Annotated in this window: 14 protein-coding genes; 10 read left to right on the top strand and 4 right to left on the bottom strand. The window is 43.8% G+C overall.

Annotation, left to right across the window (positions count from 1 at the left end; translation table 11 throughout):
* Nucleotides 1-383 precede the first annotated feature (383 nt).
* Nucleotides 384-1064 carry a hypothetical protein gene (locus JMY06_RS00540; RefSeq protein ID WP_201615521.1) on the top strand — a complete coding sequence of 227 codons (681 nt, stop codon included), beginning with the start codon at nt 384-386 and terminating at the stop codon, nt 1062-1064.
* Between the two features lie 28 nt (nt 1065-1092).
* Nucleotides 1093-2103, top strand: coding sequence for an aminotransferase class IV (locus JMY06_RS00535; RefSeq protein WP_201615520.1), 1011 nt, complete (start codon nt 1093-1095; stop codon nt 2101-2103).
* A 4-nt stretch (nt 2104-2107) separates the two neighbouring features.
* On the opposite strand, the gene JMY06_RS00530 is transcribed toward JMY06_RS00535, so the two are convergent.
* On the bottom strand, nt 2108-2305 hold the full coding sequence (locus JMY06_RS00530) for a DpnD/PcfM family protein (RefSeq protein WP_227672090.1): 198 nt from the start codon (nt 2303-2305) through the stop codon (nt 2108-2110).
* A gap of 138 nt (nt 2306-2443) precedes the next feature.
* Here JMY06_RS00530 and JMY06_RS00525 point away from each other — a divergent pair, with 138 nt between their 5' ends.
* Nucleotides 2444-3013: a hypothetical protein gene (locus JMY06_RS00525; RefSeq protein ID WP_227672089.1), complete on the top strand. Its 570-nt coding sequence runs from the start codon at nt 2444-2446 to the stop codon at nt 3011-3013.
* A 10-nt stretch (nt 3014-3023) separates the two neighbouring features.
* Here JMY06_RS00525 and JMY06_RS00520 read toward each other — a convergent pair whose 3' ends face one another.
* The gene (locus JMY06_RS00520; RefSeq protein ID WP_201615519.1) at nt 3024-3788 is read right to left on the bottom strand and encodes a DpnI domain-containing protein; all 765 of its coding nucleotides are present in this window, start codon (nt 3786-3788) and stop codon (nt 3024-3026) included.
* 164 nt (nt 3789-3952) lie between these two features.
* Here JMY06_RS00520 and mltG point away from each other — a divergent pair, with 164 nt between their 5' ends.
* Both mltG and tmk read left to right on the top strand, forming a co-directional pair.
* Entirely contained in the window at nt 3953-5308 is a 1356-nt protein-coding gene (mltG, locus tag JMY06_RS00515; protein ID WP_201615518.1) for an endolytic transglycosylase MltG, read from the top strand.
* 74 nt (nt 5309-5382) lie between these two features.
* The gene (gene tmk / locus JMY06_RS00510; RefSeq protein ID WP_201615517.1) at nt 5383-6078 is read left to right on the top strand and encodes a dTMP kinase; all 696 of its coding nucleotides are present in this window, start codon (nt 5383-5385) and stop codon (nt 6076-6078) included.
* 128 nt (nt 6079-6206) lie between these two features.
* Here tmk and JMY06_RS00505 read toward each other — a convergent pair whose 3' ends face one another.
* Nucleotides 6207-8549, bottom strand: coding sequence for a cation:proton antiporter (locus JMY06_RS00505; RefSeq protein ID WP_201615516.1), 2343 nt, complete (start codon nt 8547-8549; stop codon nt 6207-6209).
* Nucleotides 8550-9246: 697 nt separating this feature from the next.
* On the opposite strand from JMY06_RS00505, the gene JMY06_RS00500 reads away from it, so the two are divergent.
* From JMY06_RS00500 to JMY06_RS00480, 5 genes are all read left to right on the top strand, one after another.
* Nucleotides 9247-10620, top strand: coding sequence for a Do family serine endopeptidase (locus tag JMY06_RS00500; RefSeq protein WP_413786876.1), 1374 nt, complete (start codon nt 9247-9249; stop codon nt 10618-10620).
* Between the two features lie 315 nt (nt 10621-10935).
* Complete coding sequence (dapA, locus tag JMY06_RS00495; protein ID WP_201526276.1) at nt 10936-11841, top strand: 4-hydroxy-tetrahydrodipicolinate synthase; 906 nt, start codon at nt 10936-10938, stop codon at nt 11839-11841.
* A gap of 128 nt (nt 11842-11969) precedes the next feature.
* On the top strand, nt 11970-12293 hold the full coding sequence (locus JMY06_RS00490; protein ID WP_201526277.1) for a hypothetical protein: 324 nt from the start codon (nt 11970-11972) through the stop codon (nt 12291-12293).
* Between the two features lie 119 nt (nt 12294-12412).
* Nucleotides 12413-13126, top strand: a complete 714-nt coding sequence (gene purC / locus JMY06_RS00485) for a phosphoribosylaminoimidazolesuccinocarboxamide synthase (protein ID WP_201615628.1) — start codon at nt 12413-12415, stop codon at nt 13124-13126.
* Between the two features lie 138 nt (nt 13127-13264).
* Complete coding sequence (locus JMY06_RS00480; protein WP_201615514.1) at nt 13265-13534, top strand: hypothetical protein; 270 nt, start codon at nt 13265-13267, stop codon at nt 13532-13534.
* Between the two features lie 47 nt (nt 13535-13581).
* On the opposite strand, the gene JMY06_RS00475 is transcribed toward JMY06_RS00480, so the two are convergent.
* Complete coding sequence (locus JMY06_RS00475) at nt 13582-13962, bottom strand: tetratricopeptide repeat protein (protein WP_201615513.1); 381 nt, start codon at nt 13960-13962, stop codon at nt 13582-13584.
* Between the last annotated feature and the right edge of the window lie 481 nt (nt 13963-14443).

Raw genomic sequence — 14443 nt, 5'->3', positions numbered from 1 at the left:
TAGGCCACAATCATCATAGGTGATAACCAGGTTTTTAACAAATTTGTACCCTCGGCGATTGTTATGCGTAACGTAAGAGGTAGTCAACGGCTAGGCAGTTGGGTAAACTGTAAGTCAGAAAACTTCGATATTAATTCGGTATCTATGTAGGTATAAATATGCCATCAATATAGCTATTAACATAATGGTCATGCGAGCACTCTTGGCGTATCAATTCTATATAAGTTCGCTGTTTATGTGGTTTAGCTATTTATAACATGAAATATGACTCTAGCTATCGATGACAAATCTTTATAAAATATTATTCTTCATTATCAGCGGCAGCGTTGCCGGCTCGTTAATACTATCCTGAGACCAACCCAAAAAGTGTGAGTAAATTGCCCATGTGGAATAAACCCCTACAGACCCTTGCGGTCAGTATAATGATGGCAGCCGGCGTTTCATTGAGCGCATGTGATGGCTCAAAACAAAACACCGTCGAAGAAGTTGCCTCTGATATTAGTGGCGAACAATCAGCAGCGCCGGTACAAGGCAGTCCTGCTCTAGATGGCGATTTAGATGGGGCCACCGTCGAGCAAGGCGTGCCCGTCAGCTATGATGTGTCCGCATGGGGCAAAGACAGTGTTGATTCGCTTAATGTTGATGAGCTTGATAAGATTAAATCTACTTTTGGCAAGGTTTTGAGCACGGATGAGAATAGCTTAGACTACACCAGTAGTCCTGCGACCAAATATCGTTTTATGGATACTGACGAGCCGTATTTAGATTTGATTGATTCTAAAAAATACCTTGAGCTTGGCTGGTATTATGCCAATCCAACCGATACCGATAAAGAAAAAGATTTGAGTCGTTCCCATGCCGAAAAAGCGTATAAGCTGGCGCGGCAACTCATGGGCGATGAGGGCGGCAAAGTGCTGGCAGACATACTCGGCGGTCAAATCATAAAAAATAAATCAACTGGCAATCAAAAAATAGAACTGGCGAAATGCGAGTTTTATAGCTGTATGCTGATACTTAATAAATCAGGGGTAAAAGTTGAAGAGTCAGGAGTTACCGCTGAATAGAATATAGAAAAGATAAGATAACTTAGCTATGATAAATGACCTTGATAGCTCGGATAGTTGCGATAGACATGATAATTTGGACAGTTGTGATGGCTGGACATGCTTGCGGTCGCAAGATGCGGGTAGCTTAAATAACGGTTTAAACAACAGTTCAAGCAATACCTTCAGCCTCGATAATCGGGGACTGGCGTATGGTGACGGATTCTTTACCACTATGGGCGTCATCGATGGCGCGATATTGTGGCACGACTATCATCATCAGCGTCTCTGTTCGCATGCGCAAGCCTTGCAGCTCGATATTGATAGTGACGCGCTATTGATGAGCCTGCAATCTCATGCCCAGCAGATGCGAAACGGCGTGCTTAAATTAATCGTCACCCGTGCTGCGCAAAGCGTTCGCGGTTATGGCTTTACAGCAAGTGCCGCTGGTAGTCAGTGCGAGGTTCGGCTAAAAGCAACAAACATGACCATAGCCACTATCAAACATTGGCATCTGCTTAATGGTCACTCGGTACCCATGCAGCCGGCTATTTCTGCTGTGTGCCTAACTGCCCAGCTGGCCTGTTTACCACCAACTTTGGCAGGTCTAAAAAGCCTCAATCGTCTTGATAGTGTCCTTGCCAGTGGCGAGCTACAGCGTATCAAAGCGGCGCAATTGCAATTGGTTAGCGGCAAGGGTTTAAGTGGAGAATGGGGCGAAGGGCTGGTTCGTGATATGACTGGCAATTGGGTCGAGGGTACGATGAGCAATATGTTCTATCAGCTCAACTCTCAAACTCAATATCCCTCCAAAACTGATAATCAAGCACCAGCGCAGTGGTTTACACCGCCGCTTAAGTGTTCTGGTGTGCATGGAGTCATGCGCGCTGTGATTATGGATGCTTTTGCGGCTTCAGCTACTCCGGTTGTCGAGCGACCACTTACCGATACTGATTTGCCAAATCTATTTCAGATGTTCTTCTGTAATGCGGTGCGTGGGATTACTCCGGTGTCCGCGCTTAGCCTGCTGACGGGTGAGAAGATTTGTTTCTCAATTTGACGGTCTATTCCCGTTCAAAAACATTGTACTTGGTATCTATATAGTCTTCTGAATCTAGAACAACTTCTTCGTTTCTATAAAGTTCCTGCGCTTTTAAAAGTGCGGGTTGCTCGTCCTCAGATACAATGTCAATAATCCGGCTTAACGTCTCGACGATTTCGATGTGAAACGTTTTTGCTACCTTTACCTTTTTGTTCATCATATCTACTCTTAAGCTCAACAAACGATTTTAGTCATCTTTCTTAAGTTCTTTAGGATATCAAAAGAAGTGATCGTCTTTTGTTACGCAGGCTTGTGTCTTGATGCCAGTTGATCAATGATCCTTTTTTAAAAGGAGAAAATGATGCGTCCTATTTATGAACAAACCATCATCCCATTGCATGTTCGCCGATTGATGATATTTAATGAAATTTGCCGGAAAGCGAAGAACAAACCAAATAAAGTTGTTCATTTATCACAGCATACAAAACTAGCGTTCGGCGTTATGTATTTACAGGACTGTAGAAAATATATCGCCTATGGTGGGATGTTTGAATACGCGCATATACGCAGGGAGGTGATTGAGCAAGGTGTCCATCGTCTACCTCATTACGAGTATGTCATGTGCGCTATTACTGTGAGAAGGCAAGCATTCACTAAACCTGTTCGTACGCCCATTGCGCTATTATGGCAGTGGCAAAACTATGTGAAAAATAGACGCTATACTTGTTTAGATGACGATGCTCAACATTTTTTCCCTATCAATGATGAGTTAGAGATGGATTATCCGCCTCATAGATATCATGAGCGTCTTGTTGCAACCAAGTGCTTGCCGCTTTGGGATGAGCAAAAAATACTAACTACACCCGCTTATTTTGATACAAAAGGGCGCCTAAGACCTAAAGGCTATCCTGAAAAGCGCTTAGTATGAATAGAGCGATTCATATTGTCTTTCGGTAATGACCGCGACTCAAAAACTCAATAATCCCTTTATCGCGTAAAATTTGGAGCTGTTGACGGATTTTGGCGTGTACATTGTTATTGTTCATATGGAGAGCTTGTAGAATATCGCTAAAGCTATAAACTTGCGCAAGCGTAAAACGCTCAGGTAGTTTGTCTACACACTGCATAACGTCAAGTGTCCAACCACGAGATTGTACAGATAGCTCACGTAGAAATAGCGTTTGCTGGAATTTTTGAGTGACAGTATCTCGTGATATCACTTGTTGGTTTTTGACCAAAAATACTTTGCCGGATTCAGGTACTTTGCGTAAATCAATATTACAGCTGATCCAGCCTGCGCGTTTTGCTGTCGGTGATAAAGGCTTACGTTTAATAATCATGTCGGACTTAAAAAAATGCTTAGGAATGATTAAAAAGTTATTTACGCTGAGTTCTTTAGAGTAGGTTAAAAAGAAAAAGCTGGGATTGTCTTCACTATTAATGCGCTGCATCATAGTGTCATAAGCGCCATCGTTAATCATATTGCTTAACTTAGCCTTTTTACTTTTCAGCTCAAATTGTTCGGTACAGTTGGCGCAATAAAAATCAGCAACCGGTTGGTTATTGGCAAATTCAGCTAACGGCTGGGCGCTACAATTAGGACAGTAGCCATTGTCTTTCACCCACGCCTCACTAAGCACGCGAATGATTTGTGATGGTGAGCGATAGTTAGCAGCCAGCGTTTGATTAAAGTTTAAATCCATAGTAAAAAGCCGTGTTATAGAGGTAGAAAATTACATTAAAGAGTAAGCTAAATGCTAAATTAAATAAGACATTAATTAGCAAATTATTAACGACTGAGCAAATAACATTGAAAATCCCACAGTTCAATGCTAAATTCTAACAAACTTCTGCCTTATGAGTAGCCATGAGCACGCCGACACCCGAAACGCCGCCTAATCAATCTAATGATAACGATTCAAATAAAAAAGACAGTACCGTTAATGAGAGCGCTAATACGAATGAACGTACCGATACGCCGTTAACTTCTGACCCAGTGACGGCTGACGAGGCGCGTGCGGAGCAGACTCAGGCAAATCATAATAATAGCGCGAGTAGGGCGGACGCAGATAAAGATAAAGTACCGGTGACTGATATCTCTCTCATCAATGAACAAAGTACCAAACGGCACTACAAAACAGATAATCCGTCATTTTTTATGCAGCGCGGCTATCAGATATTGCTGGTGCTCGGGCTGATTGCCGCATTCTTGTTGGTGATGGTATATCAGACTTTATTTGGACGCATTCACCAACCGCAACAGATGGTGACAATTGAGCAGGGTGATACCTATTATGGCTTATTGCCGCAGTGGCAGCATGTTCCTCTGTTTTCTGCCAGCATTGCTAAGCTTTATATTAAGTCGCAAGTGGACGCGCCATTACACGCAGGTATTTATCAATTACCTGAGAACCCAACGATAGCCGAAGCTTTGCAAGTGCTAGAGCAAGGCGCAAAAGTGGCGATGCTTAAGGTACAACTTATCGAGGGCAAAACCTCAAAAGACTTATACCAAACCCTACGTGATATCAAAGGTATCAAAAAAGAAGTACTCACCGATGATGCAGATAATGCCAGTATCGCACAGGCGCTTGATCTCAATGGCGTGTTGCCGGACTCGGTGACTAATAGTGATGATTATATCGTCAATCATAATCTTGAGGGTTGGTTTGCCCCTGATACCTATTATTATGGCGAGGGCGCAACGGATAAACAGGTGCTGACGGATTTGTATAAGCTACAGCAGCAAGCGCTCACCAAAGCGTGGGAGAATCGCGCGCCAAACTTGCCTTATAACAGTCCTTATGAAGCGCTAATTATGGCCTCTATTATCGAAAAAGAAACCAGCGTGGCAGAAGAGCGTCCCTTGGTATCGGCAGTATTCAATAACCGCCTAAATATGGGCATGCGCATGCAGACCGATCCGACCATTATTTATGGTATGGGCAGTCGTTATGAAGGTAATATTCGCCGCAAAGATATCGATGAAAAAACAGCTTATAACACTTACCAAATCGATGGCCTACCACCTACGCCAATCGCGTTGCCGTCAGCGGCCTCTATTGAAGCTACCTTGCATCCTGCCGATAGCGATGTGCTGTACTTTGTGGCGACCGGTAACGGTGGACATAAGTTTACCAATAGCTTGGCGGATCATAACCGCGCAGTAAAAGAATATCTAAACGTAATGCGTGAGAAAAAATCACAAACGCCGCCAGAATAAGTGCTGATAATGTTAGTAATTATTAGGCTGTGTTAGAGCAGGTAACAAAGAGATAAGCTATATAAGGCAACATCATGTCAGCATCTTTAAACGCTAAATCTATTCGAACTAACGCTGATAATGTGGATAAGTTCGCGCAGAAAGGACGCTTTATCAGCTTTGAAGGGTCCGAAGGCGTTGGTAAAACCACAGCTATCGAAGCGCTATGTGTGCAACTGCAAGCCGCTGGTATCGACTATCTACGCACGCGTGAGCCGGGTGGTAGCCCATTTGCTGAACGGTTGCGTGATATCTTATTAGATCCTGCCACGGATATTAATGACGATACGGAACTGTTGTTATTATTTGCAGCGCGCTGTGATCATATTCAGCAGATTATCTTACCGGCCGTGCAGCGTGGAACATGGGTGATATGCGACCGCTTTATCGACTCGACCATTGCTTATCAAGGCTTTGGTCGGGCGGATGGCGATAGTGCGGTATTGACCAAAATTGAGTCTCTTATGACGCAGTTTATCCCCTGTCAGCCTGAATTGACATTGTGGTTAGATTTACCCGTGCTTGAAGGTATGGCGCGTGCGGGTAAACGCAGTGCGGCTGATCGTTTTGAACAGCAGGCGGCGGCATTTTTTACGCGTGTACATGCTGGCTTTATTGCGCTTGCTACCGAGCATCCTGAGCGTATCCAACGCATTGACGCAGCAGGTAGTGCGGACGCGGTCAGCGCGCGCGTTTGGGAAGTGGTGCAGTCTCGCTTCGATATTTCTTAGCATAATACATAGCGTTTGCATGCTTTGATAATCAAATTTAAATAAAAACCCCAGCTATTGATGCTGGGGTTTTTATTTAAATTTCAGAATACATGCTTCTTTATAAAGGGCTACTTATCCTGATTGTGCTATTCATCCTGACTGCCTTTGTTTTTCTTGGCATTATCATTGGAACTACTTTCAACGTTATCAGCAGTTTTGTTATCAGTAGTGGTGTCATTACTGTCAGCAGTATTAATGTTGCTAGCTTCCTTTTTTTTACTATTATCGGTATCCGGCAAACGATTGGGATCAAGCGAGCCTTTTTTGGTTTTAGGCGCGCTACCACTACCATTAGCATTGGTTTTAATAACCGTCTTATCTTTTGATGTTGCGGATGAATTATCAGACTTGACGCCTTTCGTCTTTACGCTAGTAGGCTTTTCTTTCGAAGCTGCTTCTTTATCGGTGGCTACTTTAACAGCTTGTTCTGCTGACTTTGTTGGCAATGGTGTCGTAGCGGCACTATCTGAATCATCCTGCTCAACATTCTCTTTGCCTTCTACCGACAACTCTTGCGCTGGTGCGTCCACAATACCATCAGTTAATTCTTTTTCTTTACGCTTTTCAGGCGCTTTAGATTTGGCCTCAAAGTCAGCATCTGCAACCGCGCGAGCTTGCTCTTGTTTAGCAGTGACGTCTACCGCTTTTGGTTGGACATTGTCATCAACCACCAAGGCGATAAGTTTACGATCACGCGCGACATTGCCATCGAACTTATCAGTAATGACGTGAATCTTGCCTTCTTTATCAAGGGTATAAAGCGGTACGAACTGCTTATTATCTGCTTTATATTGAGCAAAACTATAGCTGTCGGTGATATTAGTAATCTTAATACGGGCTTTTTTGGACAGCATGCTGGCAAGCTTGGTATAGGTTACGTCTTTGCCAAATAGCCATTGTGAATGAAAATTAGCTTGCTTATCATCGCGCTCGCTTTTGACCTTTTCATCACTGAATTTGAGGCGATAAAGTTTTTGCTCACCGAATTCATGGCGATAATGAATCTCAGATAGGGTGTTCATCTCCTTATCCATACTCATGGCAAATAGGTGGCCGATACCAATTAAGTCGAGATGATGGTCCGCATGATCTGAGATTGGGTTACCAAAGTAAGTACGCAGGCCACTCATACGCGCGCGCGCAATGTTGGTATAGTTATTGTGCGCGACGATGACATCGAAGCCTTGCTCTTTTAAGGAGGACGCGACTAATAGCGCGACTGGGTTAGAGCCGACTACTAGAATACCGTTGGTCTCAGGTTCGCGGACGCCTAACCAGTTGCCGACCATTTTTGCGCCTAGGCCCTGAATCATCACAGTACCAATAATGACCATAAATACCAGCGGTACGAGTAGCTCAACGCCTTGAATATCATACTCTTGCAAACGAATAGCGAATAGTGAGGAGATGGCGGCGGCAACAATACCGCGCGGGCCAATCCAGCTAATCATAAGCTTTTCATTGGTTTGTAGGTTAGAGCCAATAGAAGATGCCCATACTGATAAGGGACGGGCGACAAACATCACTATGGCTAACAAGACAAGGCCGGCAAAGCCCACGCTCAACAGACTTGCCAGCTCAACACGAGCGGCGAGAATGATAAACAGTACCGAGATTAATAAAAGCGTTAGCGATTCGTTAAATTCTAAAATATTATCGCGAGGAAATTTTGGCCAGTTAGCAAGCGCCACCCCAAGTACTGTGACCGTTAATAGCCCAGACTCGTGTTCTAAATGGTTAGATATCGAAAACAGCAGCAGGACAAAGGCGAGGGTGAAGACATTACGCAAAAATTCAGGCACCATATTTTTACGCATTAAGAATGCGAGCACCCACGCCCCGACCAAGCCTAATACAGTCGCCAGTACTACAATCTTGGCAAATAGCAAAATGCTGCTGGCCTCGCCACCAGAAATAATATATTCATAAACCAGTACCACCGCAATCGCGCCGATAGGGTCGATGATAATACCTTCCCACTTTAAGATGTTGGAGATAGTCTTATTAGGGTTGACACTGCGCAGTAGCGGCATAATCACGGTTGGACCGGTCACACAGACCAGCGCACCGAACAATAAGGCAATTAAGGGATCGACATCGAACAACAGATAAGTTGATAGGGCCACGATGGCGATAGTAATGAGCACCCCGACAGACACCAGCATCTGTACCACAGTACCGTGTTGCTTAATCTCATCGAACTCTAAGGTCAGTGAGCCTTCAAACAAAATAATAGCGACGCCCAAAGAGATAAATGGGAACATCAGATCGCCTAAGACTAAATCGGGATCAAAGTAGCCTAGAACGGGTCCAACAATAATGCCAATTAACAACAAAAACAAAATGGACGGTTGCTTTAAATACCAAGCCAACCATTGGGCGGCGATGCCAATCCCAACCACGCCGGATAGCAATAGGGCAGTATCCATAAATTAATCCTTTTATAAGCTTGATATGCTGCCCATATAACGGCATGAACTTCGACATCATAATAGCAAAAATTGCAAACCGCCATAATAGCGCTGCTCATAACAAATATAGCTATAATCAATAAGACTACCAAATTAATAGCACTATTAAAATTAGCATCCCAGTCATTTCATGTAATGATGGCATATAATAGCAGCGGTAATAAAACCCAAAAATAGGGTTAATTTGATAGAATAAAAGACAATGAATTACGGTAAGTTAAAGACTGCCAATTTGAGTCATTAATAGGAAATAACTTTGTATAATAAACGTCTCTATTGCATTTCTTTTGAACGCTTTTATTAATTGGTATTTGTTTGTTACTTGACTGACTATTTGAATAATTTGGCTGGTTATCATAGCATGATTTTATTTTACTTGTATTAAAGGCAATCTAGTCTGCTCATGATACGTATAGCCATAGTGGCAGTTATCTTGCATAATAAAGTTAGTAATAGGCAAACAACCGAATTTAAACAAACTAAGTTTAAAAAGAACAAGTTAAGACATACTAATTAATAAAGATAGACTAATAATTAAATCTAAACTGATAATAACCTACCTATATTAAGAGCGCACAAGGGCGATAATATGTACAGATACTCGACTACACATAAGGTACACCACTGGCTACGGGGCAGTGCGTTAGCAGTCGCTATGGGCATCACATTGACTGCCGGCCTCAATATGGCAATCGCTTCCAGTGCTCAGGCTGCAGTCTCTACCGCCGACTTCTCGGGTCTCGTGCAGCAAGTGACCCCTGGGGTTGCCCGCGTTAACGTCACCAAAACGGTGAGTGAGGCGGAGCTTGCCAAAGCGCAAACAGCTGATCTATTACGCCAGTTCTTTGGCGATCGCTTGCGCATTCCTGAGCAGGCAGCGACTCCCGCTATTGAGCATGCTTATGGGACGGCGTTTTTTATCACGCCTAGCGGTTATATGCTCACCAACCATCATGTGGTAGAGGGCGCTGATAAAATAACCGTCACTTTGAATGACCGCACGGAGCTGGATGTGACCTTAGTTGGTAGCGATGAGCGCTCGGATGTGGCGGTATTAAAAGTCACTGGTAATAAGTTTCCAGCGCTGCCAATTGGCGATTCTAATGTCTTAAAAGTTGGGGAACCGGTATTGGCTATTGGCTCACCATTTGGGTTTGATTACTCAGCTTCTGCCGGTATTGTCAGCGCCAAATCGCGTAGTTTTTCACGCGAGACCAGTGTGCCCTTTATTCAAACCGACGTGGCGCTTAATCCTGGTAACTCAGGTGGGCCATTATTCAATCAGCGCGGCGAAGTCATCGGTATTAACTCGCGAATATTTAGTGGTACCGGCGGTTATATGGGGCTGTCATTCTCCATCCCGATTGACGCGGCGATGGATATTTATGAACAAATCAAAACCAATGGCGAGGTAAAGCGTGCCTATCTGGGCATTTATCCGCAAGATATCGACCGCAATTTGGCTGAAGTCTATAAGTTATCGCGCCCTCAAGGAGCTCTATTGACACGGGTTGCCGCAGACTCACCAGCCCAAAAAGCAGGACTAAAATCTGGTGATATTATTCTACAGTATAATGACAGCCAAATTATGCGTGCCTCCGACCTATTGAACTTCATCAACCGCGCGCGACCAGGAGATGACTTCCGCGCCCAATTGCAGCGTGATGGTAAACAGATGATAGTGACGGGTAAGCTCGGAAATTCGCCAAGCGATGTGCAAGCGAAAGGGCTTGAGCAAGATAGTGATGTGAGCTTAGGTCTGCGTCTGCGTAACTTAACGCCTGATGAGCAAGCTGAGCTCGCAACCGATGGCAAAACCGGCATTTTAGTCACTGCCATTGAGCCTACTGGTCTAGCGGCGCGCTCAGGATTAATGGCGGGCGACGTCATCACTAACTTACATCAAAAGCCGATTGCTAAAGTGACGGACTTTTCTAGTGCCATCTCATCGCTACCCAAAAAAGGGGTGGTCACAATTGAAGTGCTGCGCCAAGGTATCCCAGCTATCATTGGGTTACGTATTGAATAGTGATAAGAGTAGGTGACAAATAACGCTATTCGCGGTATTAATAGCAAATTGTTGCTTAATTGATAGCTGGCCGACAAATCAAAATATGCTACACTAACGGACGTTTATTATATGTTATAACTAAAGCTAATAGCTAGGCGCAACCTGCCTTGCATGTCAGCCAGCATAGCGCATATCAGTAAATGATACTTACAATAAAATTAACAATAGCACCAATAACGACCCCAACATCAAGCAAGGCTATGTCCTTGTACGCGACCTATCATGCATGTGATAGCTTTAATAAAAGCTAGGATAATATAGTAAGGCAAGGTTATGAGCACAGCATACGACGACATCAAAACCCGACTTCAAGGCTCAATGGTGGCCTTGGTAACGCCCATGCATCCCAATGGCACGGTCGATTATAAACGTCTGGCAGACCTCATAGATTGGCAAATCGAGCACGGCACCCATTGCCTCGTTGCTGTGGGTACGACCGGCGAATCGGCCACCTTATCTATGCAAGAGCATAGCGATGTGATTCGCTTTTTTGTCCAGCATGTCAAAGGCCGCGTGCCTGTTATTGCTGGTACGGGTGCGAATAATACTACCGAAGCCATCAAGCTGACCCAAGATGCTGCCGATGCCGGCGCGGACTGCGCGTTACTGGTTGCTCCTTATTATAATAAGCCGCCACAAGAAGGCCTATATCAGCATTATAAAGCCATTGCCCAAGCCGTCGATATACCGCAAATGCTATATAACGTACCGGGGCGTACCGTGGTCGATATCGCTCAAGAAACCGTTGAGCGTTTAGCCGATATTGATAATATTGTGTCCATTAAAGATGCGACCGGTTCCGTCGCACGCGGTGAGCAATTGATTAAAGCGGTCGGCGATAGAATGGTCGTGCTATCAGGTGATGACGGTACGTCTCTAGAACTAATGAAAGTCGGTGGTAAAGGTAATATTTCAGTCACAGCCAACGTGGCGCCGCAAGCAATGAGTACTACCTTTGCCGCAGCACTACGTGGCGACTTTTCTGCTGCTAAAGCCGCACACGATGTTATCAAGCACTTACATCGTGACCTCTTCATTGAGTCAAGTCCCATACCTGCTAAATACGCGCTTCATAAAATGGGTATGATAGACACTGGTATTCGCCTGCCACTGGTTTGGTTAGCCGAAGAGCACCATGCGACTATTGATAGTGCTTTAGTACGAGCTAACTTGATATAAAAGCGAACCATTGTAAAAGGCAATTTGCTGTAAATATTAAGCAATAGGCTTAAGTTCAGCACAAAACGATCAGCGTCAGTTCTGTATAGGCGCTGATTGCTAACTCTGATAGACACTGTAGAGACAACATGATGAAAACATCATTCACCACCCCAAAAATGCTCCCTGCTATGTTGACCTTGATATTGGGCAGCACCTTAGTTTTGAGTGGTTGTCAAACCGCAAAAGGCTGGATTGGCAAACGTGATAACGGCAGCTTAGATTATCAAGACAGCAAAAAGCTGGCTCCGATACAGTTACCAGTCGCGCAAGATACTGTTGCTTTTGTACCCTTATATCCCACCCCAAATATGGGCGTAAATACACTCACCCTACAAAACGATGCGGGTAAGCAGTACCAATTGCCCAAGCCTGAGCGAGCGGTTGCTGTCACCGCTGCACCGGCTAAATAAGCATTAAGCCCTATTTATACCGTTGAGATTCTTGTCGTAAATACTAATATATTGATACGAATTTTTTAGCGGTAGCTGCGCGTTTTCACCACCTAAGCTTGAACGAACAGGACCCTATGATGCAAAGACAACACCTGCTGTATAAAGGCAAAGCCAAGTCCGTCTACGAAACCGATGACGAGGATTTTTTGATTTTACACTTCCGTGATGATACCTCAGCTCTTGATGGCAAACGTATCGAGCAGTTGGCACGTAAAGGTGAAGTGAATAACCGCTTTAATGCTTTTATCATGCAAAAGTTAGCAGATGCGGGTATTGAGACCCATTTTGAAAAGCAGCTATCGAGTGACGAAATTCTTGTCAAGCGTATGGATATGATTCCCGTTGAGTGTGTGGTACGTAACTTTGCTGCCGGTAGTTTGGTACGTCGCTTAGGATTAGAGGAAGGTCAGGCATTGACGCCGCCTACTTTTGAGCTGTTTTACAAAGACGATGCGCTTGGTGATCCGCTGGTTAACGAATCGATTGCGGTGACGTTAAATTGGGCAACGGATGCACAGTTAGCAAAAATGCAAGAATTGAGCCATCAAGTCAATGATGTTCTAAAAGCGCTGTTCGATGCCAGCGACTTGATGTTAGTAGACTTTAAATTAGAGTTTGGCGTCTTCTATGATCGCATCGTTTTAGGTGATGAGTTCTCACCAGACGGCTGCCGTATTTGGGACAAAAACACGAAGAAGAAATTAGATAAAGACCGTTTCCGACAATCATTAGGTGACGTGATTGAAGGCTACGAAGAAGTCGCCAAACGTATCGGCGTGCCTTTAAACTAAGTATCTTATTAACGCTGTCTTGATTATGAAAAAGCTGAATTAAGAATAAAAACTGAGCCCCGCGCTCAGTTTTTTTATGCAAGTTATCGGTGGTCTGCTATTATTCCAATATCTAAAGAATATTAAAAGGAGCAAAATATGAGTGACAAGTCAGATTATAACGAATATTTGCCAGAAGAAAATACTGCAAACCTTCTAAGCCCTTTAAACATTCCAGATTTTCCAAGCCCTTCAAACCTTTTAAATGACAAGCCTAAGCCTACCATTGAATATGAATTATATGTAGCAGTCGAAAGTGCAAAAATCCATACACTAATAGCCAAAGCCCAAAGCCCAAAGCCCAAAGCCCAAAGCCCAAAGCCCAAAGCCCAAAGCGATGCTAAAGCATGTTTATTGGATGATGAATAGTGTATCTCGTGGTGTACACCTGATTATTATTTCGGAGATAGCTTGAATTATTTTTGATTTAACTTCCTATATTCATCGCAGGCACTTTGGCTGCCATTATCGCAAGCTTTACCAAACCACTTTTTAGCTTCCATTTTGCTTTGACGGACACCGTAGCCCCGATTGTACATTAAGCTAAGATGGTGCTGTGCTGTGGCATCACCTTGATTTGCTGATTTTTCAAGCCACTTGATGCCTGTTGGTATGTCTTTTATTACCCCTTGACCAATAAAGTACATTACTGCAACTTCAGATTGAGCGCTTGGATCACCTTTTTCCGCAGCAGCCTCATACACGTTAAAATCTCGTATGTCCTCTAAAGTTTGTTGGGTACATTCAATAAAATCATCTTCTTCAAATTCTTGAATCGCTATAGCTGATACCGTCATTCCAAAGAACAATCCTAAAACTAGCAGTCCATAAGTAAGCATCTTTTTAGTGTTTGCATGGTCGTTGTTTTCCTCATAAGTAGTTCAAATCGTGATTGGTGCGCTGTACAGGCATCTAGCTATTATAACCCCAGTCTTTTAGGGGATTGTAGGTTCTGATTTTCTGCTATCAACAATATTTTTCTGTCGCTACCAGTCAATAATATTGAGTTTGGCTCCTACACAAGCAACCAAACTAGACGCTGTGAACTTTGCTAGGTATAAAGATTGGTTTCTGTGTTTGAAATATACTCTGTTATAGGAACAGTCGAGGGTTTTGGGTGTGATGTTCTCAACGTCCAACTTTGGGCAATGACGTAATCACATTTTGTGGATGTCATTAATTTTACGTCACTCAGTGACTAAATGCGTCCAAACTTGACTCGTATCTGCATCAATATACTGCCCAGCACAAATTTTCGACCGTTCAACTCCTTATCAA

The organism is Psychrobacter urativorans (assembly GCF_904846675.1).
GTDB classification, from domain to species: Bacteria; Pseudomonadota; Gammaproteobacteria; order Pseudomonadales; family Moraxellaceae; genus Psychrobacter; species Psychrobacter urativorans_B.
This window is presented reverse-complemented; position numbering and strand designations above follow the sequence as displayed.

Coding starts and splice junctions, on each gene's coding strand:
- JMY06_RS00530 (WP_227672090.1), bottom strand. CDS start 2,305: ATGATGAACAAAAAGGTAAAGGTAGCAAAAACGTTTCACATCGAAATC.
- tmk (WP_201615517.1), top strand. CDS start 5,383: ATGTCAGCATCTTTAAACGCTAAATCTATTCGAACTAACGCTGATAAT.
- mltG (WP_201615518.1), top strand. CDS start 3,953: ATGAGCACGCCGACACCCGAAACGCCGCCTAATCAATCTAATGATAAC.
- JMY06_RS00540 (WP_201615521.1), top strand. CDS start 384: ATGTGGAATAAACCCCTACAGACCCTTGCGGTCAGTATAATGATGGCA.
- JMY06_RS00475 (WP_201615513.1), bottom strand. CDS start 13,962: ATGACGGTATCAGCTATAGCGATTCAAGAATTTGAAGAAGATGATTTT.
- JMY06_RS00490 (WP_201526277.1), top strand. CDS start 11,970: ATGATGAAAACATCATTCACCACCCCAAAAATGCTCCCTGCTATGTTG.
- JMY06_RS00520 (WP_201615519.1), bottom strand. CDS start 3,788: ATGGATTTAAACTTTAATCAAACGCTGGCTGCTAACTATCGCTCACCA.
- purC (WP_201615628.1), top strand. CDS start 12,413: ATGCAAAGACAACACCTGCTGTATAAAGGCAAAGCCAAGTCCGTCTAC.
- JMY06_RS00500 (WP_413786876.1), top strand. CDS start 9,247: ATGGGCATCACATTGACTGCCGGCCTCAATATGGCAATCGCTTCCAGT.
- dapA (WP_201526276.1), top strand. CDS start 10,936: ATGAGCACAGCATACGACGACATCAAAACCCGACTTCAAGGCTCAATG.
- JMY06_RS00525 (WP_227672089.1), top strand. CDS start 2,444: ATGATGCGTCCTATTTATGAACAAACCATCATCCCATTGCATGTTCGC.
- JMY06_RS00480 (WP_201615514.1), top strand. CDS start 13,265: ATGAGTGACAAGTCAGATTATAACGAATATTTGCCAGAAGAAAATACT.
- JMY06_RS00505 (WP_201615516.1), bottom strand. CDS start 8,549: ATGGATACTGCCCTATTGCTATCCGGCGTGGTTGGGATTGGCATCGCC.
- JMY06_RS00535 (WP_201615520.1), top strand. CDS start 1,093: ATGATAAATGACCTTGATAGCTCGGATAGTTGCGATAGACATGATAAT.